Raw genomic sequence first — 24,988 nt, forward strand, 5'->3', positions numbered from 1 at the left:
GGCCGCCTCACACCCCTCTGCCGAAGAAGGACACGGCGTTCTGCAGCCGCTCGGCGCTGACCGCGCCGGTCGCCACGGCCAGGGCACCCCAGGCCCGCAGCTGGCCGCGGTCCCGGCGCAGCGCCGCCCGCGCCCACCGGACCGCCTCCCGGCGGTCGCCGCGGGCGGCGTGGGCGAACGCGACCTGGCCGGCCATCAGGGCCGTGCCCTGGTCGGAGGTCTCGAACTCGGGGAACTTGCGCAGCATGTAGGTCAGGGCGTCGGCCATGTCCCCCCACTGCTGGCGGAAGAAGGAGGGCCGGTCCCAGCGCACGGTCAGCACGGTCTCGGGCACGGAGTGCACCGGGGCGTGCCGGGCCAGGCGCAGCAGCAGGTCGTAGTCCTCGCCGTAGGAGGACGGCAGGTCCTCGTCGACGAGGCCCACGGGCCCGTACAGGTCGGCGCGGCGGCAGATCAGCGCCGAGGGGTGGATCTCCATCATCCGGTCGGCCAGCAGCTCCGGGAAGGTGGCCACGGCCTGCGGGACGCGCCGGATGGTGCGCTCGTGGGAGACGATGTCGATCGCGCCGGCGATCGCGGAGGCCTCCGGGTGCCGGTGCCAGTGCGCCACCTGCCGGGTGAGCTTGCGCGGGGCCCAGACGTCGTCGTCGTCGCAGAAGGCGATGATCTCCCCGGTGGCCGCGTGGATGCCCGTGTTGCGGGCGCCCACCAGGCCCGGGGACCGGGTGTTGGGCACGGTGCGCAGCTCCACGCCGGCCGGGACCTCCACGTCCGTGAGCGGGTCGACCTCGATCCGGTCGAAGACCACGACGACCTGCAGCGGGCCGGCGTAGTCCTGCTCGACGATCGCGCGGACCGCCTCGCGGAGCATCTCGGGCCGCCCGGCGGTGGCGATCAGGACGGACACGGACGGGTGGGCGGTGCGGAAGCCTGCGGCGGTGGCGGCGGTCGTGGCCGGGGCCGGGGCGAGGACGTCAGCGGACATGGCGGGTGCTCCTGTCGGTCGGGAGGGCGCCGACGGCGTCGGCGTCCGGGTCGGTGGCGGCGGGCCGTGCGGTCAGCCCCAGGTACTTGCGCCGCATGGAGACCGCGCTGATCGCCGCGAGGGCGGCCAGCAGGATCGCGTAGGCGGGCAGGAAGAGCGCGGGGAGCCCCCAGAGGAGGAAGATCCAGCAGGTGACCCCCGCGTCGGTGGGCAGGTTGAGGAAGGAGCGCAGCGTCCCGCCCGCGGGCGGCCCGGCAAGGCCGCCCTTGCGCCGCAGCTGCTCGGCGAGGATCTGGCTCATGAACTGGCCGACCTCCACGAGCACGAACAGCGCGGCGAGCACCGCGAGGGCCGCTGCCGGGAACGCCTCGGGCCGCGGGTGCAGCAGGGCGGCGGCCGCCACGGCCAGGTGCAGCGCCGGGGTCCGGATCGAGTCGACCACGTGGTCGAGCCACTCCCCGGCCGGCGAGCCGGTGCCGGTGAGCCGGGCCACCTGCCCGTCGGCGGAGTCCAGGACGTAGCCGGCGGCGAGGAGCAGGGCGACGACGACGCCCGTGGCCGGGGTGGGCGGGGCCGCCACGAGCACGACCAGCCCCGCCGCGGAGAGGACCGCGCTGAGGGCGGTCACCCCGTTGGGGGTCAGCCCCGCCGCGGCGGCCCGCGCGGCGGCGTAGCGGGCCAGCGGGCGGTTCACCCACCGGGTGTACGCCGGGACCCCCTGGCCGGGCTTCTGCGCCGCGCGCAGCCCGGCCAGGGCCTCCTCGTAGCTCGGACGGCGCCGCGGGGCGGCGGTGTCGGTGGTGCTCATCAGGCGTTCGCCTCCGTGCTGGGCACGAGCTCGAGGTCGAAGGTCGTGTCGGTGGTGTTCGTCCAGTTGGAGTGCACCTCGGCGGCGATCACGTTCTTGCCGTTGCGCAGCGCCGACGCGGGGATCTCGACCACGACCGGGGCGGCCATCGCGGTGGCCGTCCGGCGCGGCGCCAGCGCGTAGGTCCCGGGGCCCAGGTCGCCGTCCGGCAGGTTGTCCCGGACGACCTCCTTGCCGTTGACGTAGACCGCCACGGCGTCGTCGGCCCGGGTGGTGAGCGTGAGCTTCCCGTACTTGGAGACGTCGGCCACGTCCAGGGACCGGCGGTAGTACGTGGTCAGCGGGCGGGTGCCGTCGGCCACGAGCGTGGTCCGCACCGAGGCGTCGCCCCAGCCGAGCACGGCCGAGCCCTGCTTCCACGCGGCGTCGTCGAACGCCGTGCCGGCCCAGTCCCCGGCCGGCGGGTTCGCCCGGTCGTGGTGGTACCGCCAGGTGGCGCCCTCGGCGACCAGCGCGTCCGGCTCCTCGGCCGGGGGCTCCTCCGCGGGCGGCGCCGGCTGCGTGCCGGGGGTGACGACCGCGGAGAGCTCGAAGGTCGCGTCGGTGGTGTTCGTCCAGTTGGAGTGCACCTCGGCGGCGATCACGTTCTTGCCCGTCTTCAGCGCCGATCCGGGCACCTCGACCACGACCGGGTCGGCCACCGCGGTGGCCGTCCGGCGCGGGGCCGTCGCGTAGGTGCCGGGGCCGAGGTCGCCGTCGGGCAGGTTGTCCCGGGCGACCTCCTTGCCGTTGACGTAGACCGCCACGGCGTCGTCGGCGCGGGTGGTGAGGGTCAGCTTCGCCACCTCGGAGGCGTCCGCCACGTCCACCTCCTTGCGGTAGTAGGTGGTGAGCGGGCGGGTGCCGTCGGCCACGAGCGTGGTCTTCACCGAGGCGTCGCCCCAGCCGAGCACGGCCGATCCCTGCTTCCACGCGGCGTCGTCGAAGCCGGTGCCGGCCCAGTCCTCGGCCGGCGGGTTGGCGCGGTCGTGGTGGTACTTCCACGTGGCGCCCTCGGCGACCAGCGTGTTGGGACCGGCCGGCTCGTCGGCCGGGGGCTCCTCCGCGGGCGGCTCCTCGGCCGGCGGCTCCTCCTCCGCCGGGGGCGCCGGCTGCGTGCCGGCGGTGACCACCGCGGAGAGGTCGAAGGTGGCGTCGGTGGTGTTCGTCCAGCTGGAGTGCATCTGGGCGGAGATCACGTTCTTGCCGGTCTTCAACGCCGATCCGGGCACCTCGACCACGACCGGCTCGGCCACCGCGGTGGCGGTCCGCCGCGCGGACAGCGCCCACGGCGTGTCCTCGAGCGAGCCCTCGGCGACGTTGGAGCGGACCACTTCCTTGCCGTTGACGAAGACGACCACACCGTCGTCGGCGCGGGTGGTGAGGGTCAGCTTGGCCACCTTGGAGGCGTCGGCCACGTCCACGGTCTTGCGGAACTGGGTGACGATCGGGCGGGTGCCGTCGGCCACGAGCGTGGTCTTCACCGAGGCGTCGTTCCAGCCGAGCACGGCCGAGCCCTGCTTCCAGGAGGAGTCGTCGTAGTCGGCGGCCGTCCAGTTCGCCCCGGGCGAGACGTCGCGGTTGTGGTGGTACTTCCACGTGGCGCCCTCTGCGATCAGGGTGCTCGTGCCGGGCGCGGGCTCGGGCTGCGGCTCCGGGGCAGGCTGCGAGCCGGCCACCACCACCGGGGTGGAGGCGGAGACGTTGCCCGCGGCGTCCGCCGCGCGCACCGCGTACCGGGCGGCGTCCACGTGCGGGACCTTCAGGCTGGTGCCCGTGGCGGTGCCGATGGGCCGGTCGTTGCGCAGCACCTGGTAGGTCACGCCGGACTCGGGGGCCGCCGTCCAGGAGAGGGCGGCGGAGTCGCCGTCCCGGGCGACCTTCAGGCCCGTGGGCGCGGCCGGGGCCTTGGCGTCCCGCGGGGCGAAGCGGAGGAAGCCGCCCGACCACTGCGCGGAGCCGGAGGTGGAGACGCTGCGGTTGATGTCGCCGCCGGTCCACAGGACCCCGTTGCTGTCCACGAGGGTGGCCCACACGCCCCAGCCGCCGAAGCCCTTGATGTCCGGGTTGAAGCCGGGCAGGTACTTGCCGCCGGCGGCGTCCCACGCGCCGATCGCGTTGATCCGGTCGGCCACGGTCACGGGCTGGGTGTTGCCCCCGGCCTTGATCCACTTGGTGGCGCCGGCGTTGAACCAGTGGAAGCAGTGGCAGGCGCCGTAGACGGTGTCGTCGGTGGAGGTGATCGCCTGGATGTCACCGCCCAGGGAGGTGATGCCCCAGGAGGTGCGCTGGAAGGTGGAGCGGTCGTAGCCGAACATCGAGTGCTCGGCGCCGCCGGCCCAGACGGTGTTCCCCTGCTCGCGCACGGCGAGCTGGAAGGCCGTCTGGCCGGGGTTGGCGTAGTCCACGGGCACGGACGGCTCCCACGTCCAGGTGTCCAGCGGGGCGCCGGCGGTGGTGCGCACCGCGGCCAGGCGGAACGCCGAGGCGCCCTGGGACTGGTTGAAGTACCCGGCCGCGTAGAGCCGGTCGCCCTTCGCGGAGGCGTCCACGCTCGTCACGGTGCCGTTGAACTCCGGGTTCCAGCCGGCGTCCGGGGTGCGCGTGGAGATCTTCACGCGGGCGCCGGACCGGGCGTAGACACGCCCGGTCTCCTGCCCGCCGCTGAGGTGGGTGAAGGCCCCGCCCAGGTACAGGTGGTCGCCCTGCACGTCGAGCGTCCGGACCTGCAGCACACCGCCGGTCAGCAGGTTCTCCACCTTGAGGTTCCAGGCGGTGTCGATCTTGCCGGTCGTGGAGTCGAGCACCACGAAGCCGGGGGCGCTCACGCCGTTGACGGTGCTGAAGCGCCCGCCCACGGCCAGCCGGTTGTTCGGCAGCTCGGCGAGGGCCTTCACCTGGCCGTTGAAGACCGGGCGGAAGTCGGTGCGCAGCTCGCCGGTGTTGACGTCGAAGGCGGCCAGGTAGGACTGGGCAACGCGCCCGGTGCCGGCCGCGTTGCGCTGCATCGCCTTGAAGTTGCCGCCGGCGAAGACCGTGCTCCCGATCTGCTCGAAGGCCTGCACCTCCGTGTTCATCTCCTCACCCTGCCCGTCGGCGCGCTCCACGGCGCCCCACTTCGTGGGCTCGGCGCCGCTGTTGGGCAGGGCCCGCTGGGCGGCCGCGGCGGTGCCGGAGTCCGGGATCGCTTTGCCGGTGAACGCCTGCTGGGTGACCTTGGGCCGCAGGTACATCTGGGTGAAGGGGATGGCGCCCTTCCCGCCGGCGGTGGGCGTCCACAGGTAGGTGGTGCTCGTGTTGCTGCCGGTCACGCCGTCGCCGTAGCGGAAGCCGCGCTGCCAGCTGGTCTCGGTGACGTCCTGGAAGCGCACGCGGGCGGTGCCGGTGTTCGTGCCGAAGTCGTTCGTGGTGCCGGTGGTCCCGGAGGCCACCCCGGTGCCGTAGACCAGGGAGAAGGAGGTGACCGGGGTGCGGGAGCCGAACGTCCAGTTCCAGTACGGCTTGGCGGAGATCTTCATCCGCCCCTCCTGCCAGGTGGTGCCCCCGGCGTCACGGGCCCGGCGGATCCGGATGCCGTCCTCGAGGGAGTCGGGCCGCTGCCCGTTCAGGAGCTCGTCGACCGTCTCGGAGGGCAGCTGCTTGGGTGCGAAGGCCGCGGTGCCCGAGACCGTGGAGGAGACGTCCTTGGGCGTGCCCACGCCCTGGTAGTACTCCTTCCAGTCGTTGCGGCCGCGGCCCACGAGGACCCAGCCGCCGCCGTCGGTCACCTGGTCGCAGTAGAACTGCTCGGGCGCGGTCATGGCCGGGGTGACCAGCCAGTAGACGCCGGAGGCGGACTTCGGGTCCTTCTGCTTGATCTCCCAGCAGGACGCCGCGGCCGAGGCCGCGGACTTGCCGTCCACCGGCGGCGCCTCGGCGGCGCCCACCGGGACGGAGGTCAGCAGCGTCGCTGCGACGGCCAGCACGGTGCCGATGCCCAGGGACGCCTTGGTGCGGGCCGTGCGCGCACGGCGCCGGCTCCTGTCCGCCCGGGGCGGGGTGTTCGTGTTTCCCATGGTGTGGTTCCTCAACAGGTTCGTGCGGACGGATCAGCAGGTCGGGTCGTCGGGGAAGCCGTGCTGGACGACTTGCCAGGACTGGCCCGGTTGGCGGAAGAGGTCGTAGTTGTGCAGGGCCCTGCGGTCCTTCTGCTTGCCGCTGACGACCACGCCGTCGCGGTCCACGACGGTGACCTCGGAGGAGTCCAGGCAGACGGTGACGCGCACGGCCTCGCCGTCGTCCGTGGGCAGCGGGGCGGAGACGGGATCGCCGACGACGACGGGCGCTCCGCGCTGCTCCCAGCCCTGGTGCTCGAACTCGGCCAGGGACGCGAGGACCTCCTGGAGGGCGGCGCCGGCGGCGTTCTCCTCGGCCGCCGCGACGGCGGCCGGGTCCAGCTCGGCGGGATCGTCCCCGCCGCCGAGCTCGGCGGAGGACTCCGGGTTGGCGGGGTCCGCCGGGGCCGGCCGGTCGGACGGGACGAAGGCCTCCTGGGCCTCGAGCACCGCCTCGATCTGCTCGACCTCGGGCGCGTCCGCGGCCACGGGCGCCGCCGAGGGCAGGTCCTTGGCGCGGACCTCCTGCGGCGTCTCCAGCTCCACCACGGTGGACGCCTCGAGGGCGTCGGCCGCCGGGTCGTCCGTGGCGCCGGCGGTGCCGCAGCCGGTCAGGACGCCGGCGAGCAGGAGCCCGCCCAGCACCGTGCGGGCTGTTCGGGCAGTGGGACCTCGAGTGCTCGATGTGCACGACAGGTCAAGGATCATGTCAGCTCCCCCCAGATCTGAACTTCCGGCGCCGAGTGGCCGGCGCCGCGGTGATCCGCCGCAGGTTGTGGGTCGAGGGACCCCCGCGGCGTTCCGGACGACCCCCCGCCCGGATTCATTGGATCGCATGGAGTCTAACCCCGGCGTTAACGATCGGGAACGGAATCCGATGTCCCCTTTTGTGACCCGGATTATCAGATGCAAACGCGGGTTTCTCCGCAGTAGGGTGAGGCGATCACCGGAATTCCCTGGAGCAAACAGGGGGTCCGGACGCAGCACGGGACGGCCGCGGCTCGGGGGAGCGCGGCGTCCGGCGAACGCAGGGAGACGTTGTGGCGGGGGAGACAGCAGGACCGGTTCCGGCAGGGGCGCGCCGGCGTCCGAGGGCGCAGCTGCCCGTGCGGCAGTTCGCGCACCTCGATGCGATGCGGGCCGCCGCGGTGATGCTCGTGGTGCTCGCGCACGCGGGGCTCGAGGTGGTGCCGGGGGGCAGCGGGGTGACGATCTTCTTCGTCATCTCCGGGTTCATCATCACGCACCTGGTGCTCAAGGAGCACCGGCGCACCGGGGGCTTCGACATCGCCGGGTTCTACCGCCGGCGGGCCCTGAAGCTGGCCCCGCCGCTGCTGGTGGCCCTGGTGCTGCCCACCGCCCTGTACGCGTGGCTGGTGCGGCCGGTGAGCCTCGGGGACTTCCTGGGGCAGGTCTTCTTCTTCTTCAACTGGCGCTACACCGACTCCCAGGTGGACGTCCTGCCCGGCTCGATCGTGGTGTGGAGCCTGTCCATCGAGGAGCAGTTCTACGTGGCGTTCGCGCTGATCTGGCTGCTGCTCGTGGGCCGGCGCCGCCCGGCCACCGCGCTGGCGGTGCTGGCGGGGACCGCCGCGCTCGCCTCGGCGGGCGCGCGGGTGGCCCTGCACCTGGGCGGGGCCAGTGCGGACCGGATCTACTTCGGCACGGACACCCGGCTCGAGGCCATCGCGATCGGGGTGCTCGCCGCCGTCTGGTACGCCCGTGCCACCGGGGAGCGTGCGCCCGGGGAGCGTGCTGCCGGCGCCCCGGCGTGGTGGGGCCGGGACCGGGTCCTGGTGCTGGCGGTGCTGCTCTACCTGGCCTCGCTGCTGATCCGGGACGAGCTCTTCCGCGAGACCGTCCGCTACACGGCCCAGGCGGTGGCGGCCTGCCTGGTGGTGCTCTGGGGCCTGCACGGGCCCACCGGCCGGATCGGGACCCGGGTCCTGGCGGGGATGCGGTGGAAGCCGATCCAGCTGCTGGGTCTGGCCAGCTACAGCATCTACCTGCTCCACCTGGGCGCCGGGCACGCGCTGAGCGCGGTGTTCGGGGAGCTGCCGGGGCCGGCCGGGGTGGCCCTGCGCGTGCTGGTCGGCACCGTGGCCGGCATCGCCTGCTGGTGGTGCGTGGAGGAGCCCGTGGCCCGCTGGCACCACCGCCGCCGTGACGCTCGCCGCCCCGCGGCGGCCGCCGCCCCGGTGCCCGCCGGGCAGACGTCCGGCTAGACCGACACCTGCCCGTCCGCTGCGGGCGGGCGGGCCCACAGATTTCCGCCGCGCACCCGAGGTGCTCGCGGCGAGCAGACCGAGAGGGACCTCCGGCGCAGTCCGGGCGGTCCACCGGGCCGGGGCTGAGGAGGCCCCGGCAGGATCCCGAGGGGGGAATGACTGACATGAGCACCGACAAGCACGCACCGCGCGTGGGGTACGCGGCCGGGGCGTTCGACCTGTTCCACGTGGGGCACCTGAACATCCTGCGCCAGGCGAAGATGCACTGCGACCACCTGATCGCCGGGGTCGTCTCGGACGACCTGATCGAGATCACCAAGGGCCACCGGCCCGTGGTCTCCCTGCGCGAGCGGATGGAGATCGTCGAGCACATCCGCTACGTGGACCAGGTCCACGCCGAGGTGCTGCTGGACAAGCTGGACACCTGGCGGCAGCTGCGCTTCGACGTGTTCTTCAAGGGCGACGACTGGCGCGGCACCCTGAAGGGGGAGCGGCTCGAGCGGGAGTTCGCGGCGGTGGACGTGGAGGTCGTGTACTTCCCGTACACGGTCCACACGTCCTCCACGAAGCTGCGGGCCGCCCTCGAGGTGCTCTCGCTCCCGGTGGGCTGAGGCTCAGCGCGGCGGCTCCGGGGGGTGCTGCCGCCCGGAGCCCTCGCCCGCCCACGGCGGCCGATGCTGCTCCGGCGGTCCCGGCGGCGCGTGCCCGGGACCGGCCTGCCCGGAACCGGTGCGCCCCGGGCCGTCCTGCCAGGAGCTGCCCCGCGGGGAACCGTCCTGTTCGGAGCCGTCCCGCCACGCACCGGGGGACTGCGGGCCGCCGTGCCGGGGATCGGCGTGCTGGGGGCCGCCGGGCCACGACCCGGCGTCGCCGCTCCGGCCCCGGTCGAGTCCGTGGTCCCGGTCCCGGTCCGCGCGCCGGCGCGCCCGGGAGCGGCGGGCGGCGTCCCAGGCCCACACCACGAGGGCGCCGAGGCCGAGCAGCGCCACGAGCAGGCCGACGACGGGACCCAGGAAGGGCACGGCCCGGAGCAGCACGTAGATCAGCAGGCCGAGGGCCAGGGCGAGCACCCGTTTGCCGAAGCTCGCCGGTGCCCTGTCCCGCAGCAGCAGCCCGCCCGCGGTGAACCCGACCACGACCGGGGCCAGCAGGGCCACGGCGAGCACCAGGCCCAGGACCAGCACGAGGTCCAGCACCACGGCCGTGGTCACGACCGCGGCGGCCAGCCCGGCGAGGGTCATCCAGCCCAGGGCGACGGCCAGCAGGATCGACACGACGAGCACGGCGAGCACGGCCACGGCCGTCCCCGCGATCGTCAGCGCGCCCCAGCCGAGGCTGAGCCAGGGCCGGGCCCGGAGCGTGCGCGCCGCCCCGGTCACGGCCCGGGGCAGCAGCGACAGGGCGAGCAGCCCGACCAGGAACAGGGTCACGAACAGGCGCAGCCCGGCGAGCAGCAGCGCGAGCGGCCCGGCGGGCCCGGCCGGCTCCTCCTCGACCACGACCTGCTCGTAGACGACCTCCCCGGCGATCTCGGCGCCCGGGGCGATCGCGGCCTCCGTCCCGGACCGGTAGGACAGGCTCCCGTCCAGGCGGGCCTCGTCGGTCAGGGTCAGCCCGGGCTCCACCCGCGGCACGGCCACCCCGGTGGTGGGCGCCCAGGCGGCCCCCACCTCGTCTGCGGAACCCACGTCCGCCTGCACGTCCCCGCCGATCGCCCCGGCCAGGGCGAGCGCGGCGGCCCCGGCGGTCACCTCGCCCTCGACCGTGCCGGCCAGCAGGGCCTGGTACGCGCCGAGCAGGACGTCCCCGCCGATCACGGCGCCGGGGCGGGCCTCCACGCTGTAGCCGGCCGTGACCAGGTCGTCGGCCACCCGGGCCTGCTCGCCGAGGAGGAGCACCTGGCCGGCCACGCGGGCGTCGTCGCCCACGATGCCCTCGATCACCACGGTCTGGGCCGCGGCCATCAGGTCCCCCTCCACCGTGCCGTTGATCGTCACCGTCCCGGCGGCCACCAGCAGGTCGCCGCGCACGGTGCCGTCGACCACCACGTCCCCGCCGGTCACGTAGAGGTCGTCGTCCACGACCTCGTCGGCCGCCACCACCACGTTCTCCTCGCCGCGGATCTCGGCGGCTCCGGCGGCGGGGGCGGTGAGCAGGAGGCCCGCGAGCGCGGTGGCCAGCAGGGTCAGGAAGGTCAGCAGGATCGGCAGGCGGCGGAGGAACGGGACGGGCGAGGTGCGGGGCACCGGCAGGGTCTCCATGGTCCCGAGTCCACGCCCGAGCCGGGACGGAGTCAAGGCGCGGCCCAGTGTGACGGCGGTCCGCCATGTACCCGCGCGTAGGTGAAGAGGTGGTCACGGTTGCGGACCGTTCTCCGTGGGAGCCGGATCGCGGTCCTAGCCTGGGGCTGTCGCGTGGCGGGCGCGCGGAAAGATTCCGACCGGGGGTGGGTCATGACAGGACAGGGACTCGGAGCAGGCGTGGTCACGGCGGTGGTGGTGCTGGCGGGGCCGGTGCCCGCGGCGTTCGCGCACGGGGACGACCGGCCGGACGGGCCGCGCGTGGTCGCGGAGGGCCTGGACAACCCGCGTCAGCTGAACTGGGACCAGGACGAGAACCTGGTGGTGGTCGAGGCCGGCCGCGGCGGCCCGGACTGCGTCGGCGAGCGGTGTGCGGGGCCGACCGGCGCCGTCACCCTGATCGAGGATCCGCACCGGGACGCGCCCGCGGTGTCGACCGTGGTCGAGGGCCTGCTGTCCGTGGCGGCGCCGGACGCGTCCTTCGCGGAAGGCCCCGGCGGCGCGGACGCCACGGACGTGGACGGCCAGTACATCGTCGCGGGCTACGACCCCGAGCGGCTCGACCTGTCGGTGTTCGAGGCGCGCGGCGCGTCGATGCTCGTCGCGGGCACCGAGGAGAACGGGGAAGAATACCTGCTCGCGTACGCCGATCTGCAGGCGGCCGAGGAGGAGCTCAACCCCGACGGCGCGCAGATCGACTCCAACCCGTACGCGGTCCTGTACGTGGACGAGGACGACGAGGTCTCGCCGGACGGGTACGCGCTCGTGGCCGACGCCGGCGCGAACACCGTGTGGAAGGTGGAGCCGGACTTCTCCACCGCCACGGAGGACGCGCCGCCGGAGTACGAGATCACCGCGTGGGCCACCTGGCCGACCACCGCCCTGCCCGACGGCACGGACGACCCGGAGGGCCCGGCCGAGTTCGTGCCCACGTCCCTCACCGCCGACGAGCACGGCAACGTCTACGTGGGCGGGCTGGGATCGGTCCGACCGGGGGAGGGCGCGGTCGTGCAGTTCTCCGCGGACGGCACCGAGCTCGGCCGCTGGGACGGCTTCACCGCGGTGACCGGCGTGGCCGTGGACCGCGGCCACCTGTACGTCTCGCAGCTGTTCGGGCCCACGCCGCCCATGCCTCCGGGGGAGACCCCGGCGGCGGAGGCGCCGCCGAGGCCGGGTCAGGTCCCCGGCCAGGTGGTGGTCGTGCACCGGCACCACGAGGACGCGGCGCGGTACGCGATCGACGTGCCCCTGCCGGCCGGTCTGGCGACCGGGCGGCACGGGCAGGTCTACGCCTCGGTCAACAGCGTGGCTCCGGCCGAGGGGATCGTGGAGGGCCCGCAGAACCCGTTCGGCGCCGTCGGCGGCGGAGCGGTCTGGGAGCTGGACTTCTCCGACGTCTACCGCCTGGAGGACACCAGGGAGTAGGCCCCGGCGCCGGAGGAACGACGACGGCGGTGGCGCGGCGCCGGCCCGCCACCGCCGCCGGACCGCACCGACCGGCCTCCGGGGACCGGAGGCACGCAGGACCACCCGGGAACGACGTTCGAGGCGAGGAAGAGCCATGGCACCGACGACCGAAGATCTGGTCCACCTCATCGCGGAGGGGTTCGTCTGCGCCACCGAGGGGAGGGGGCACGCCACGCCGGGAGGGCGGCCCCCGAGCAGGATCGTGGTCGACGCCACCGAGGGGTTCATCCCCCTGTGGCAGCCGGGGTCGATGCTGAAGTGGCGCTTCCAGGAGCGCAGCTTCGCGCTCGCCCCCGACCCGCAGGAGAGCCGGTCGATCGTGGGCGGGCTCATGAGCGAGGCCCTGGTGCGGTGGAGCTCGGCCGCACCGGTGCGGTTCACCCACGACCCCGACCTGTGGGACTTCGAGGTGGTGCTGCGCAACGCCGCGGACTGCACCCCGGAGGGTTGCGTCCTGGCCAGCGCGTTCTTCCCGGACGGGGGGCGGCACGAGCTGACCGTCTACCCCACGATGTTCGAGCAGTCCCACGAGGAGCAGATCGAGACGATGATCCACGAGTTCGGCCACGTCTTCGGGCTGCGGCACTTCTTCGCGGCGAACCTCGAGAAGCCGTGGCCCTCGGAGGTCTTCGGGACGCACAGCCCGTTCTCGATCATGAACTACGGGCCGAGGAGCAAGCTCACGGACGAGGACCTCGGCGACCTGAGAGAGCTCTACCGGCTGGCCCGGGCCGGCCACCTCGCCGACATCAACGGCACCCCGGTCCGGTTCGTGCGGCCCTACAGCGCCTCCGGGTCACCGGTCGCGGAGCCCGCCGGGGCACTGCCGGTCACGGCCCGGACGGACGCCCGCTCCACCCGGTACTGACCGCGACCGGCGCCCGCCGCGAGCCCGGTCCGCGGGGCCCGGAACGGTCGCGCGCCGGTGCTTCCTCGCTCCGTGTCAGCCGTCCGCGCCGCGGAACCGCTGCTCGCCGAGGAACTCCTCCGCGATCTCCAGCCGGCGCCGGGCCCGGTCCGGCGGCCCGCCCGAGCGGCGGGCGCCGGCCACCAGGGACAGGGCCACCCCGGCGCAGCGCACCCGCAGCGCGGCCGGGTCCACGGCCGCGTCGAAGCCGGCGAGCAGGCGCCGCGCGGCGGCCGGTGCGTGCCCGTAGCTGTCGTGGACCGTGGGCAGGACCGCCAGGTGGGCCACCAGGCAGGCGAGGTCGTCCACCCGGTGGCCGGGGCCCACGGCGTCGACGTCGAGCACCCCGGTCACCGGGCCGAACGTCCCGCGGGCGGCCGGGCCGACGAGCAGGTTCGCCTCGTAGAGGTCCCCGTGCACGGGCACCACCGGGCCGGGGTCCGTGGCCCGGCGGGCCTCGTCGATCGCCGCGGCGAGCCGTTCGATCCGTCCGCGCTCCTCCGGCAGGGCCACCGCGGCCGCGTGCCCGTAGTCCAGGACGCGGTCCGTCCAGGAGGCGCGGACGGGGAGCTCCAGCGCGGCGGCGGGCAGGGCGTCGAGCAGCGCCAGCACGTGCTCGGGGTGCAGCGCGGCGGCGCCGTCCCGGCGCACGGACGCGGCCAGCGGGGTGCCGGGCAGCTGCCGGAGCACCACCACGTCCCGGACCGGGTCCTCCACGGGCGCCGGCACGGGCAGCCCGGCCGCGAGCAGCATCCGGTGCCGGGCGTGCAGCGCCGCGGCCCGGTCCCGCCGCAGCACCTTGAGGTAGCGCACCCGGGAGCCGTGGGCCGCCCGCAGCACCGCCCGCCGGGTGGGCCGGTAGGAGACCTCGGTGAGCTCCGCGGGCTCGGCGGAGCAGAAGACCTCCCGCCCCACGGCCTCGGGCGAGGTCGCCCAGGCGAGCTCGGGCAGCCACGGGTCGTGCGGGTGCCGCCACGCCACGAGGTCCACGCCCTCGTGCCGGGTCCGCACCAGGTCCGGGGACGTGCCGGCGGGCGGGGACGTGTCGGCGGGCGAGGAGGCGGTGCTCACGCACACCACCTCGGCGCCCCGCCGTGCCCCGGCCAGGGCCACGACGTCGAAGACCGCGGTCACCCCGGCGCCCGGCCGGTGGTGGACACGCCGCCGGGTCCAGCGCTGCACGGACAGCCCGGCCGGGCTCAATGCAGCCGCCAGGACCGGGCCCATCCCGGTGCCCGAGAGCAGGGCCACGGCCTCCTGCTCCGGGCCCGCCACGGGGCTAGACCAGGTCCTCGGACAGCTCGAGCCAGCGCATTTCGAGCTCCTCGATCTCGTCCTGGACCGCGGTGAGCCGGGCGGTGATCTCGCCCAGGCCGGTGTAGTCGGACTGGTCGTGCGCCGCCATCTCCGCGTGCAGGGCGTCGACCCTGGCGGACAGCTTCTCCAGCTTCCGCTCGATCGCGCCCACCTCCTTCTGCGCGGTGCGGGCCTGCGCACCGGAGAGCTTCGGCCCGCCCTGCGCCGTCGTCGTCCCGTTCGAGGACGCCGCCCCCGTGGCCGCCAGCGGGTTCGAGGCGTTCGCGGAGCCGGCGGCCGTGCCGGTGCGGGACTGTGAGGCGAGCTCCAGGTACTGCTCCACGCCGCGGGGCAGGTGCCGGAAGCGGCCGTCGATCACGGCGTACTGCTGGTCGGTGACCCGCTCCAGGAGATAACGGTCGTGCGAGACCACCAGCAGGGTGCCCGGCCAGGTGTCGAGCAGGTCCTCCATCGCGGTGAGCATGTCGGTGTCGAGGTCGTTGGACGGCTCGTCGAGGATCAGCACGTTCGGCTCGTCGAGCAGGATCATCAGCAGCTGCAGCCGCCGCTTCTGCCCGCCGGAGAGGTCCTTGACCGGGGTGGCCAGCTGCTCGTTGGTGAAGCCGAGCCGCTCCAGCAGCTGGCCCGGCGTCATTTCCTTGCCGTCGGCCAGGTAGGTGGTGCGCTTCGAGGCGACCACGTCCGAGACCCGGTCCTCGGCCACGTCCTCCAGCTCGGACAGCTGCTGGGTGAGGGTCGCGATCTTCACGGTCTTCCCGCGCTTGACCCGCCCGCTCGTGGGCTGCACCTCACCGGTGACCAGGCCCAGCAGCGTGGACTTGCCCGCCCCGTTGACGCCCAGGATGCCGGTGCGCTCACCGGGGGCGATCAGCCACGTGACGTCCCGGAGCACCTCCCGGGGCCCGTCGTCCTCGGTGGGGTAGGAGACGGAGACCTTCTCGAGGTCCACCACGTCCTTGCCCAGCCGGGAGACCGCCAGCTGGGACAGGGCCACGGTGTCGCGCGGCGGCGGGACGTCGTTGATCAGCTGGTTCGCGGCCTCGATCCGGAACTTGGGCTTGGCCGTGCGGGCGGGCGCGCCGCGGCGCAGCCACGCCAGCTCCTTCTTCATGAGGTTCTGCCGCTTCGACTCGATGGTGGAGGCCTGCCGGTCCCGCTCCACGCGCTGCAGGACGTACGCCGCGTAGCCGCCCTCGAAGGGCTCCACCATCCGGTCGTGCACCTCCCAGGTGTCGGTGCACACGGCGTCCAGGAACCACCGGTCGTGGGTGACCACGGCCAGGCCGCCCTGGTTCTTCGGCCAGCGGTTGTTCAGGTGGCGGGCCAGCCAGGTGATGCCGTCCACGTCCAGGTGGTTGGTGGGCTCGTCCAGGAAGATGACGTCCCAGTCGCCGGCCAGCAGCGCGGCGAGCGCCACGCGGCGCTTCTGGCCGCCGGAGAGCTCGCCCAGCTTCGCGTCCCAGTCCAGGTCCTTGACCAGCCCCGAGACCACGTCCCGCACCTTCGCGTCCCCGGCCCACTCGTGCTCCTCGCGGTCCCCGACGACGGCGTGCCCCACGGTCAGCTCCGGGTCCAGCACGTCGGCCTGGTCGAGCATGCCCACGCGCACGCCCGAGCGCACGGTCACGCGGCCCCCGTCTGGCTTGAGCCGTCCGGCGAGCAGCTTCATGAGCGTGGACTTGCCGTCGCCGTTGCGGCCCACGATGCCGATCCGGTCGCCCTCGTCGATGCCGAGACTGACGGCGTCGAAGACCGTCTTGGTGGGGAATTCCAGGTGCAGGTTCTCGCCGCCGAGTAGATGTGCCACCCGTCAAGGGTACTCGCGCCCCCGCCCCGCCGAGTCCCCCCTCTCGGGCCCCTTGCCCCGTCGAGTCCCCCATCTCGTCGCAATCCCCCCAGCAGGATCGGGGGGATTTGCGAGGACATGGGGGGCTCGGCGGAATGAGGGGGCGGGGATGGGGGGCTCGGCGGAACAAGGGGGCGGAAATAAGGGACTCGGCGGAAATGGGGGCGGGGGAGGCACATGTGCGGACAGGAGTTTCTCAGCGGCGGCTCAAGCTCGGGTGAGAGCATGGAGGGCATGGAGCAGAACCCGACGGAGCGATCCTCCGCGTCCCCGAGCACCCGTCCGCTGGGCACCAGGCTGGACGGGATCACGGACCTGGAGACCGCCGTCCGTGCCGTGACGGAGCACCCTGGACCCGTGGAGATCCCGGCGGGCCCCGGTCAGCTGGTCGGGCGCCACCTCGGCTCGGTGCCGCAGCGGCAGGTGGGGGAGGCGCTGCGCGGAGCCGGCGCCGACCCGCTGATGATGCGGGCGGACATCTCGATCGACGAGGACATCCCGGACGAGGGCGTCATCGCGGTCCTGGACGACCACCTCTCGCTGGCCGCCGGCGTGGGCGCCGAGTACCTCGTGGTGCCCCGGGCCGGGATGGGCGGGCGGGGGCGCAGCGAGGAGCGGATCTTCTCGATGCTGGCCGCCCTCGACGAGGCGGCCTCGGCCCACCAGGTGCACCTGCTCCTCGAGACGGAGGGCGCCACCGCGGACGAGGTGGAGCTGGTCGAGTACCTGGAGCGCGCCCGGGAGGCGGGGACCCTGGACGTGGACCCGCACTACGTGGCGTCGGTGGCCTGGAACGTGGCCGCGTCCTCCGCGGCGGGGGAGGGCCCGGCCGCCGCGTTCGAGCGGATGCGGCCCCTGCTGGACCGTGCGCCGCTGATCGTCTGCGGGGTGGACGAGGACACCGTGGAGGACCTGTTCGCCGCCGTCCCGGAGCTGCGGGAGGCCGCCGCCACGGCCCGGATCATCGTGATCCTGGGGCGCCCGGGAGCGGCGGGGGCCTGACCCCCGAGTGGTAGGGTGACTGCCTGTGCACTGCGTGCACCACTGCCGTTCCACGGCGGTGCTCCGCCTTGGTGTAATCGGCAGCACCCCGGCCTTTGGAGCCGTGGAGTCTAGGTTCGAGTCCTAGAGGCGGAACGTCCGCATCCCGCCCGAGAGCCCGGAAGCTCGAGATCCCCAGAGCCGAAGAGCCCACAAGCTAGTGAGACGGAACAGAGCCGGAGCCGGTGAGCCCACCGGCTCCTCTCTCAGATCGACGACCGAGGAGCTGCATCCCGCCGTGAGCACCCCCCAGACCCCTGCACATCGTCCGGGGGCGGCCGTCGGGCCCGCCGCCGTCATCGTCCTGGCCGCCGGCAAGGGCACACGCATGAAGTCCAAGACCCCCAAGATCCTGCACCGGATCGGGGGTCGTTCCATGGTCGGGCACTGCCTGGTGGCCGCCCGGAGCCTGCACCCGCGCCGGCTGGCCGCCGTGGTGCGCTTCGAGCGGGACCTGGTGGCCCCGCACGTCCTCGAGCAGGACCCCGAGGCGATCGTCGTGGACCAGGACGAGGTGCCCGGCACGGGCCGCGCCGTCCAGGTGGCGGTGGAGACGCTCGACGCCCAGGAGCGGCTGGCCGGCACCGTGGTGGTCACCTACGGCGACGTCCCGCTGCTGACCCCGGAGGTCCTGCAGCGGCTGGTCGCCCACCACGAGGAGCGCCGCAACGCGGTGACGGTGCTGACCGCGGACCATGAGCAGCCCGGCGGCTACGGCCGGATCCTGCGGGACGCCGACGGCTCGTTCCGCGAGATCAAGGAGGCCAAGGACGCCACCGAGGCCGAGCTCGCGGTCGCCGAGATCAACTCCGGCATCTTCGCCTTCGACGCCGACGTGCTGCGCGACAGCCTCGCGAAGGTCACCTCGGACAACGCGCAGGGCGAGATGTACCTGACCGACGTCCCGCTGCTGGCCCGCGAGGCCGGCCACGCGGTGGACGCGCTGAAGATCGAGGACCGCTGGGAGGTCGAGGGCGCCAACGACCGCGTGCAGCTCGCCCAGCTCGGCGCCCACCTCAACCGCCGGATCCTCGAGGCGCACATGCGCAACGGCGTGACGGTCGTGGACCCCGCCAGCACCTGGATCGACGTGCAGGTGCGGATCGCCGCGGACGCCACGATCCTGCCGGGCACCCAGCTGCATGGGGGCACGCGGGTGGGCGAGGACGCCGTCGTCGGCCCGGACACCACTCTCACGGACGTGGAGGTCGGCCCGGGCGCCCACGTGGTGCGCACGCACGGCTCCGGCTCCGTGATCGGCCCCCGGGCCAGCGTGGGCCCCTTCGCCTACCTGCGCCCCGGCACGGTGCTCGCGGACGAGGGCAAGATCGGCACGTTCGTGGAGACCAAGAACTCCCGGATCGGCACCGGCTCGAAGGTCCCGCACCTGTCCTACGTGGGGGACGCCACGATCGGCGAGCACTCCAACATCGGGGCGGCCTCCGTGTTCGTCAACTACGACGGCGTGCGCAAGCACCGCACCGTGATCGGCGACCACGTCCGGATGGGCTCCGACAACATGTACGTGGCGCCCGTGCAGGTCGGGGACGGCGCATACTCCGGGGCGGGCACCACGATCCGCAAGGACGTGCCGCCGGGGGCCCTGGCCCTCACCGAGGGCGCGCAGCGGGTCGTCGAGAACTGGGTCGTGGAGCACCGTCCCGGCACCGCTGCGGCCGAGGCCGCGTCCCGGGCCCTGGGCAATGGCGCCGCGACCGCGGCCGGGACCGTTCCGTCCGGGACCACCGAGCACTCCACGGCAGGGACCGGCGCCGGCACCACGGCGCACGGCGCGGCCGGGGACACCACCGAGGAAAGCGAGTAGCAATGACCACTGCCATCACCAACGAGGGCGCCAAGCAGCTGGTCCTGGTCTCGGGACGGGCCCACCCCGAGCTCGCCGAGCGCATCGCCACGGAGCTGGGCACGGAGCTGATCCCCACGGACGCCTACGACTTCGCCAACGGGGAGACCTACGTGCGGTTCGGGGAGTCGGTGCGCGGCACGGACGCCTTCCTCATCCAGTCCCACCCGGCCCCGATCAACCAGTGGATCATGGAGCAGCTGCTCATGATCGACTCCCTGAAGCGGGCGTCCGCCAAGTCCATCACCGTGGTGTCCCCGTTCTACCCCTACGCCCGGCAGGACAAGAAGCACCGCGGCCGCGAGCCCATCTCGGCCCGCCTCATCTCGGACCTGTACAAGACCGCCGGCGCGGACCGGCTGATGTCCGTGGACCTGCACACCGCGCAGATCCAGGGCTTCTTCGACGGCCCGGTCGACCACCTGATGGCCATCCCGCTGCTGGCGGAGCACGTGCGCTCCGTCGTCGACGTCGAGAACGTCACCGTGGTCTCCCCGGACACCGGGCGCGTGCGCGTGGCGGAGCAGTGGACCGAGCTGCTGGGCGGCTGCCCGCTCGCGTTCGTGCACAAGACCCGCGACATCACCCGGCCGAACCAGGCCACCTCGAAGGAGGTCGTGGGGCAGATCGAGGGCCGCACCTGCGTGCTGATCGACGACATGATCGACACGGGCGGGACGATCTCCGGCGCCGTGCAGGTGCTGCGCGAGCGCGGCGCCAAGGACGTCATCATCGCCGCGACCCACGCCGTGTTCTCCGATCCCGCCGTGGAGCGGCTGTCCACGTGCGGCGCCCTCGAGGTGGTCGTCACGGACACCCTGCCCGTGCCCCCGGAGCACCAGTTCGAGAACCTCACGGTCCTCTCGATCGCCCCGCTCATCGCGCGCGCCATCCAGGAGGTCTTCGAGGACGGCTCCGTGACCAGCCTGTTCGACGGCAGGTCCTGACCCGCTCCCGGGAACGGTCGACGACGACGACGCAGCCCCTCGCCACCCGGCGGGGGGCTGCTCCGCCGCCGGGGCCCTACAGCTGGGGCCTCCGCTGCGGAGCCCGGCACCGCAGGAACCACCGTCCCGGGCGGCACCGTCCGGGGAACCTTCGCGCCGACAAGGACAGCCCGCACCCCATGACCCGACGACGACACCGCCTCCTCGGCCCGCTGCTGCTGTGCGGCGCCGCCGGGCTGGTCCTCACCGGCTGCGGCCCCGACCTGCGCGAGCCCTGGTCCGGCGGCTACGTCAACACCACGTCCTACCCGTACTTCGACTTCGGGGCGGAGGCCGCGGGGCAGTCCCGCACGGTGCTGGGGTTCGTGGTGGCCGATCCCGAGGACCCCTGCACGCCCTCGTGGGGCGGCTACTACGGGCTGGACGAGGCGGAGGACGTGCTGCGGATGGAGGAGCAGATCGCGTCCCTCCGGGAGCAGGGCGGGGAGGTGGCGATCTCCTTCGGCGGCGCCGCCGGGGCCGAGCTGGCCACCGTGTGCACCGACCCGGACCGGCTGCTCGCGGCGTACCGGACGGTGCTCGAGCGCTACGACGTGGGCATCGCGGACTTCGACATCGAACTGGACGACCTCGAGGACCGGGAGGCCAACCACCGGCGGGCCGAGGTGCTGGTGCGCCTGCAGGAGGAGCGGGACGAGCCGCTCGAGGTGTGGGCCACGCTGCCGGTGGCCCCGCACGGTCTGGACCAGGACCCGGTGGAGGTCGTGGCACAGCTGCTCGCGGCGGAGGTGGACCTCGCCGGGGTCAACCTCATGACCATGAACTACAGCGAGAGCAAGCCTGCGGGGCAGTCGATGGCGGCGGCCTCGGAGGAGGCGGCCCGCTCGGCGCACGGCCAGCTCACCGCGCTGTGGGAGGCGGCCGGCCAGGACCTCTCCGCCGAGGAGGTGTGGAACCGGATCGGGCTCACCCCGATGATCGGGGTCAACGACGTCCCCGGGGAGGTCCTGGACCTGGACGCGGCCGCCGAGCTCGCCGGGTTCGCCCGGGAGCAGGGCGTGGGGCGGCTCTCCTACTGGTCGGTCAACCGGGACCGGCCGTGCACCGCGCAGGACGGGGACCCGGCCGAGGCCAACGACTTCTGCAGCGGCCTCGACGAGGAGGCCGGGGAGTTCACCCGGGTCCTCCGCGAGGGCTTCGCGGGCTGAGCTCCGCCGGCGGGGCCGGCTCCCGCACGGAACGGGGGTAGAGCCAGGACCGGCCGGCGAAGCCGGTGCCGGCAGCTCCCTGTCCCGCGGAGGCGGCAGCAGCGGGGGCAGGCACGGGAGCGGGAGCGGTGGCAGGGGCGGGAGCGGGCCGCACCGGCCACAGCCGCGGCCGCCGTCCCGCGGCGAGGTCCTCGGCCCAGCCCACCGCGAGCACGACCACGGCGAGCAGCGGCCAGACCAGCACGAAGGACAGCCACGGGCTCGCCAGCAGCCCGGGCACGGCCGTGGCCAGGACGTCGCTCTCCCACAGCACGTCGACGAGCAGGACGGTGCCGAGCAGCAGGAGGTTGTGCCACAGGTAGACGGTCATCGCCCGGGCGTTGAGCAGGGTCACGGCCCCGTCCAGGAACCGCAGCGGCCGGGGCAGCTCCCGCCAGGCCGGGGAGACCCGCAGCAGCACGGCGCAGAAGCCGAACGACCACAGGGCCTGGGCGAGAGGGATCTCGTTGAGGTCCCATCCCGCCTCGCCGGGGTGCCGGGCGGCCCACCAGAGGCCCAGGCCCATCACCGCGGGGCCTGCCGCGAGGACGGCGGCGCGGGGGGTGCGGCGCATCAGCCCGCTCTGGTGGGCGAAGCCCAGGACCCAGCAGGAGCCGTAGGTCGCGAGGTCCGTCACCGGGGCGTCCGCCCAGGAGGGCAGCGGCACGAGCCCGAGGGCGAGCAGTCCGCTCAGGGCGAGCGGGGCGAGCAGCACCGGCCAGGGCCGGGCCCGGAACGCCCGCAGCAGCACGGGGGAGAGGAGCAGGAACCAGACGTAGGCCCGGACGTACCAGAGGATCTCCCCGGCCTGCACCGGCCAGGTGGGATCCACCGCCCCGAACCCGGCGCTCTCCGGGAGGACCGGGTCCCCGACCGGGAGGAACCACAGGAGCACCTGCCCCCAGGACGCGTCGGCCCCCGGCGTCCAGCCCTGTGCCACGAGCAGCGCCAGGACGGTGGCGGCGTAGACCCACAGCGGCACCAGCACCCGCCGGGCCCGGGAGGCGAGGACCGTGCCCGCGGGCCGGCGCAGAGACCTGGCCATCAGGAAGCCGGCCAGCGCGAACATCACGCCCATCGCGGGGAACACGAGGCTGAAGGCGGCGCCGGCGAACGTGTGGTAGGCGACGACGCGGACCAGCGCGATCGACCGCAGCAGGTCGAGGTACCGGTCCCGGCCGGGCTCAGGCCCGCTCACCGCGCCGGTCCTCCTGCCACGGGGCCACGGAGGCCGCAGGGGTCGCGGGGGCTGCGGAGCCGGCGGGATCCGCCGCGGGGGTCAGGTCGATCACGCTGTTGGTGCGCTCGGGCTTGTACCAGCCGATCATCCGGCCCCGCAGCGCCTGGAGCAGGGAGGCGTAGAGGAGGTAGGCGCGCAGGGGCTCGTAGATGATCCGGTAGACGGGCACCACCAGCAGGTGGGTCCAGGACTCGCCGACCATGCGGATGGCGAGCACGCAGATCACGGCGTGGATGGCCAGGACGAAGGCGGCGAAGGCGGCGATGGGCTGCCAGTTCCCGGCGGCCAGGTTGATCCCGGCCATGAGCACGGTCAGCGGCAGGAAGACCAGCGGGATGAGGGTGGCGAGCAGGGTGTAGGGCAGGGCCACCATCCCGAGGAACCCGTAGCGGGGGCGGAAGAGCATCCCGGCGTGCTTCCACAGGGCCTGGAGGTTGCCGTAGGTCCAGCGCAGCCGCTGCTTGGCCAGGCCGCGCACGGTCATGGGGGCCTCGGTCCACGCCACGGCCCGGTTCTCCTGCACCACGGCCCAGCCGAGCTTCTGCAGGGTCATGGTGAGGTCGGCGTCCTCGGCGAGGGTGTCGTGGGAGTAGCCCCCGGCGGCCTGGAGGGCCTCCTTGCGCCAGGCGGCGCACGCCCCGGGGACGATGGAGATCGCCCCGGCCACGCCCTCGCCCATGCGGGTGACGCAGATCCCGGAGATGTACTCCAGGGACTGCCACATGGTCAGCAGCCCGGTGCGGTTGCCGACCTTCACGTGCCCGGCCACGGCTCCGACGGGGCGCTTGGCGTCCTGGGCGTAGAAGTGGCGGGCGAACATCCGGACGGTCTGGGGCTCGAAGAGGGTGTCCCCGTCGAGGGTCACCACGATCTCGCCCCGGGCGGCCATGATCCCGTGGTTGGAGGCGATGGACTTCCCGCCGTTGGGCTGGGTGATGACCGTCAGCGCCGGCCAGGACGCGGCGTGCTCGCGCATGATCGCCAGGGTGCGGTCGGTGGAGCCGTCGTCGACGGCGATGACCTCGAGGTTCGGGTAGTCGCTGGCGCGCAGGGCGGCCAGGGTGCGGGCGATGACGGGCTCCTCGTTGAACACCGGGAGGATCACCGAGACCAGCGGCAGCCGGTCCTCGGGCAGCTCGGGCCAGGTCCGGCGGGTCTGGCGGCGGTGGCCGATCAGCGCCAGCACCACGTAGAGGGCGGACATGAGGGTCAGGGACCCGATGCCGAACCAGAACAGCCACGTCATGACCACGTCCGGGGCCACGGTCAGACCGGCCACGGCCAGGGCGGTGGCGTCGTCGGCGAGCACGGGCTCGGTGTCCGCCGCCGGCAGGTAGCCCTCGGGGACGATGGGGGCCAGCGTCGAGAAGGTGTAGCCCTGCGCCTTGGCCTCGGTGATCAGCTGCTTGAGGGCGGCCACGGTGGCGGTGCGGTCCCCGCCGCCGTCGTGCATCAGCACGATGTGGCCCTCGCCGTCGAGCGCGGGCAGGTCCACGGTCTCCCCGGGCGCGGCCTCCCAGTCGTGGGTGTCGTAGTCGAAGTCCACGTGCAGGTAGCCCAGCTGCTGGGCCTCGAGGATGGGCAGGGCCTTGTTGTCCGGGTCGCCGGTGGGCAGGCGGAACAGGTGGGTCGCGTAGCTGCCGACCGAGCGCATGGCGCGGTCGGTGCCGATCAGCTCCTCGCGGTTGCGCAGGTCGTCGTCCCAGGCGGTGGTGTGGGTCATGGTGTGGTTGCCCACCATGTGCCCCTCTCGGACGATCCGGCGGAAGAGCTCCGGCTGCCCGACCACGTTGGTGCCCACGCTGAAGAACGTGGCGGGCACGCCCTCGGCCGAGAGCACGTCGAGGATCTCACCGGTGTAGGTGGCGTCGGGGCCGTCGTCGAAGGTCAGCATGAGCTGCTTCTCCGGCAGCTCACCGAAGCGCTCCATGACGTAGGGGCTGTCCCCCACGAGCTCCCGCTCCTCGTCGGTGAGCACCCGGAACACGTCCTCGCTGAACGGGCTGCGCAGCACCGTCCCGGCCTCCGTCTCCTCGACGAGCCCGATCCGGCTGAACGGGTTGGACGCGTCCCCGAGCAGCGGGATGTTCTCCTGGTCCCCGGTGGCGATCAGCTCCCGCGGATAGCCGTTCTCCTGGTGCAGCGGCCGCTCCCAGGGCTGGGCGAGCGCCTGCGGGACGATCCAGGACACGGCGCCGGCCGCGAGGGCCAGGAGCACCACGAGGGTGGCGAGGATGCGGTACCAGCGCTTGCCGCTGGGGTCGAAGAACACCGGCGGCGCGGCGCTGCTGCCGGTCCGCTCCGCGCGTCGGCGGTGCGGTGGTCGTCGGTCGTTGTCGGATGCTGCCACGGCGTGCTCGTTCCCCCGGTCGGCGGTCCGTCCCCTCGACGGACCGGCCGGCGCATCCCCCCGGACGGGCCGACCGGGCCAGCCTGCCAAGCCGCGACCCGTCTGTCACAAGTGCAAACAGGTTGCACAGGCAGCACATCTCATCGCTGTGCATGCAAGTGCGAGTGCAAACGACTGCCATCGCGGCACCTGAAGTTACGGAGTGGTACTTAATGAACGGGAACATCCGCCGATCGGGGGACGGGCGCGGCCGGACTCGTCCCCCCAAGTGGTGACACGGGAATCCACACATTCACAGATTCGCAACA

17 protein-coding genes and 1 tRNA gene are annotated in these 24,988 nt (G+C 73.7%); 9 read left to right on the plus strand and 9 right to left on the minus strand.

The annotated features are described in order from the left end of the window. Nucleotides 1–7 precede the first annotated feature (7 nt). Genes ACZ2G1_RS17705 through ACZ2G1_RS17720 form a run of 4 tightly spaced genes read right to left on the minus strand, consistent with a single transcriptional unit; the run spans nucleotide 8 to nucleotide 6,634 of the window. A complete protein-coding gene (locus ACZ2G1_RS17705) occupies nucleotides 8–985 on the minus strand; it encodes a glycosyltransferase family 2 protein (protein ID WP_095650431.1) in 978 nt (325 codons plus the stop codon). Beyond that, nucleotides 975–1,793: a CDP-alcohol phosphatidyltransferase family protein gene (locus tag ACZ2G1_RS17710; protein ID WP_109243312.1), complete on the minus strand. Its 819-nt coding sequence runs from the start codon at nucleotides 1,791–1,793 to the stop codon at nucleotides 975–977. Before ACZ2G1_RS17710 ends, ACZ2G1_RS17705 begins: the two co-directional genes overlap by 11 nt. Then, the gene (locus tag ACZ2G1_RS17715) at nucleotides 1,793–5,887 is read right to left on the minus strand and encodes a fibrinogen-like YCDxxxxGGGW domain-containing protein (protein WP_470377230.1); all 4,095 of its coding nucleotides are present in this window, start codon (nucleotides 5,885–5,887) and stop codon (nucleotides 1,793–1,795) included. The genes ACZ2G1_RS17710 and ACZ2G1_RS17715 overlap by 1 nt, the downstream gene beginning before the upstream one ends. 33 nt (nucleotides 5,888–5,920) lie before the next feature. Beyond that, nucleotides 5,921–6,634: a hypothetical protein gene (locus ACZ2G1_RS17720; RefSeq protein ID WP_470377231.1), complete on the minus strand. Its 714-nt coding sequence runs from the start codon at nucleotides 6,632–6,634 to the stop codon at nucleotides 5,921–5,923. 398 nt (nucleotides 6,635–7,032) lie between these two features. Between ACZ2G1_RS17720 and ACZ2G1_RS17725 the strand changes: the two genes are divergently transcribed. Further along, nucleotides 7,033–8,151, plus strand: coding sequence for an acyltransferase family protein (locus ACZ2G1_RS17725; protein WP_470377232.1), 1,119 nt, complete (start codon nucleotides 7,033–7,035; stop codon nucleotides 8,149–8,151). A gap of 167 nt (nucleotides 8,152–8,318) precedes the next feature. Further along, nucleotides 8,319–8,765, plus strand: coding sequence for an FAD synthase family protein (locus ACZ2G1_RS17730; RefSeq protein WP_470377233.1), 447 nt, complete (start codon nucleotides 8,319–8,321; stop codon nucleotides 8,763–8,765). 3 nt (nucleotides 8,766–8,768) lie between these two features. On the opposite strand, the gene ACZ2G1_RS17735 is transcribed toward ACZ2G1_RS17730, so the two are convergent. Then, nucleotides 8,769–10,415, minus strand: coding sequence for a hypothetical protein (locus tag ACZ2G1_RS17735; RefSeq protein ID WP_470377234.1), 1,647 nt, complete (start codon nucleotides 10,413–10,415; stop codon nucleotides 8,769–8,771). A 192-nt stretch (nucleotides 10,416–10,607) separates the two neighbouring features. Between ACZ2G1_RS17735 and ACZ2G1_RS17740 the strand changes: the two genes are divergently transcribed. Together ACZ2G1_RS17740 and ACZ2G1_RS17745 are read left to right on the plus strand one after the other, a co-directional pair. Next, nucleotides 10,608–11,879: a ScyD/ScyE family protein gene (locus tag ACZ2G1_RS17740; RefSeq protein ID WP_272027303.1), complete on the plus strand. Its 1,272-nt coding sequence runs from the start codon at nucleotides 10,608–10,610 to the stop codon at nucleotides 11,877–11,879. Between the two features lie 136 nt (nucleotides 11,880–12,015). After that, nucleotides 12,016–12,789, plus strand: a complete 774-nt coding sequence (locus ACZ2G1_RS17745; RefSeq protein WP_470377235.1) for a matrixin family metalloprotease — start codon at nucleotides 12,016–12,018, stop codon at nucleotides 12,787–12,789. 75 nt (nucleotides 12,790–12,864) lie between these two features. Here ACZ2G1_RS17745 and ACZ2G1_RS17750 read toward each other — a convergent pair whose 3' ends face one another. Both ACZ2G1_RS17750 and ACZ2G1_RS17755 read right to left on the minus strand, forming a co-directional pair. Further along, nucleotides 12,865–14,103, minus strand: a complete 1,239-nt coding sequence (locus ACZ2G1_RS17750; RefSeq protein ID WP_470377236.1) for a phosphotransferase — start codon at nucleotides 14,101–14,103, stop codon at nucleotides 12,865–12,867. Nucleotides 14,104–14,107: 4 nt separating this feature from the next. Further along, on the minus strand, nucleotides 14,108–15,952 hold the full coding sequence (locus ACZ2G1_RS17755) for an ABC-F family ATP-binding cassette domain-containing protein (RefSeq protein ID WP_176338058.1): 1,845 nt from the start codon (nucleotides 15,950–15,952) through the stop codon (nucleotides 14,108–14,110). A 273-nt stretch (nucleotides 15,953–16,225) separates the two neighbouring features. Here ACZ2G1_RS17755 and ACZ2G1_RS17760 point away from each other — a divergent pair, with 273 nt between their 5' ends. The 5 genes from ACZ2G1_RS17760 (at nucleotide 16,226) to ACZ2G1_RS17780 (ending at nucleotide 21,051) form a co-directional block, all read left to right on the plus strand. Next, the gene (locus tag ACZ2G1_RS17760; RefSeq protein ID WP_150110285.1) at nucleotides 16,226–16,993 is read left to right on the plus strand and encodes a hypothetical protein; all 768 of its coding nucleotides are present in this window, start codon (nucleotides 16,226–16,228) and stop codon (nucleotides 16,991–16,993) included. 62 nt (nucleotides 16,994–17,055) lie between these two features. After that, nucleotides 17,056–17,128, plus strand: a tRNA-Gln gene (locus tag ACZ2G1_RS17765). 232 nt (nucleotides 17,129–17,360) lie between these two features. Continuing rightward, nucleotides 17,361–18,857 carry a bifunctional UDP-N-acetylglucosamine diphosphorylase/glucosamine-1-phosphate N-acetyltransferase GlmU gene (gene glmU, locus ACZ2G1_RS17770; RefSeq protein ID WP_229587715.1) on the plus strand — a complete coding sequence of 499 codons (1,497 nt, stop codon included), beginning with the start codon at nucleotides 17,361–17,363 and terminating at the stop codon, nucleotides 18,855–18,857. Nucleotides 18,858–18,859: 2 nt separating this feature from the next. Beyond that, nucleotides 18,860–19,843, plus strand: a complete 984-nt coding sequence (locus ACZ2G1_RS17775; RefSeq protein ID WP_017832365.1) for a ribose-phosphate diphosphokinase — start codon at nucleotides 18,860–18,862, stop codon at nucleotides 19,841–19,843. A 179-nt stretch (nucleotides 19,844–20,022) separates the two neighbouring features. Continuing rightward, nucleotides 20,023–21,051 (plus strand): chitinase, encoded by a 1,029-nt coding sequence (locus ACZ2G1_RS17780; RefSeq protein ID WP_017832364.1) that lies wholly within the window; start codon nucleotides 20,023–20,025, stop codon nucleotides 21,049–21,051. On the opposite strand, the gene ACZ2G1_RS17785 is transcribed toward ACZ2G1_RS17780, so the two are convergent. Both ACZ2G1_RS17785 and ACZ2G1_RS17790 read right to left on the minus strand, forming a co-directional pair. Further along, on the minus strand, nucleotides 21,017–22,288 hold the full coding sequence (locus ACZ2G1_RS17785; RefSeq protein ID WP_470377237.1) for an acyltransferase family protein: 1,272 nt from the start codon (nucleotides 22,286–22,288) through the stop codon (nucleotides 21,017–21,019). The two genes, ACZ2G1_RS17780 and ACZ2G1_RS17785, sit on opposite strands and share 35 nt — an antisense overlap. Beyond that, nucleotides 22,275–24,680 carry a bifunctional polysaccharide deacetylase/glycosyltransferase family 2 protein gene (locus ACZ2G1_RS17790; protein WP_470377238.1) on the minus strand — a complete coding sequence of 802 codons (2,406 nt, stop codon included), beginning with the start codon at nucleotides 24,678–24,680 and terminating at the stop codon, nucleotides 22,275–22,277. The genes ACZ2G1_RS17785 and ACZ2G1_RS17790 overlap by 14 nt, the downstream gene beginning before the upstream one ends. Between the last annotated feature and the right edge of the window lie 308 nt (nucleotides 24,681–24,988).

This window comes from Kocuria sp. KKT182, from assembly GCF_055635395.1.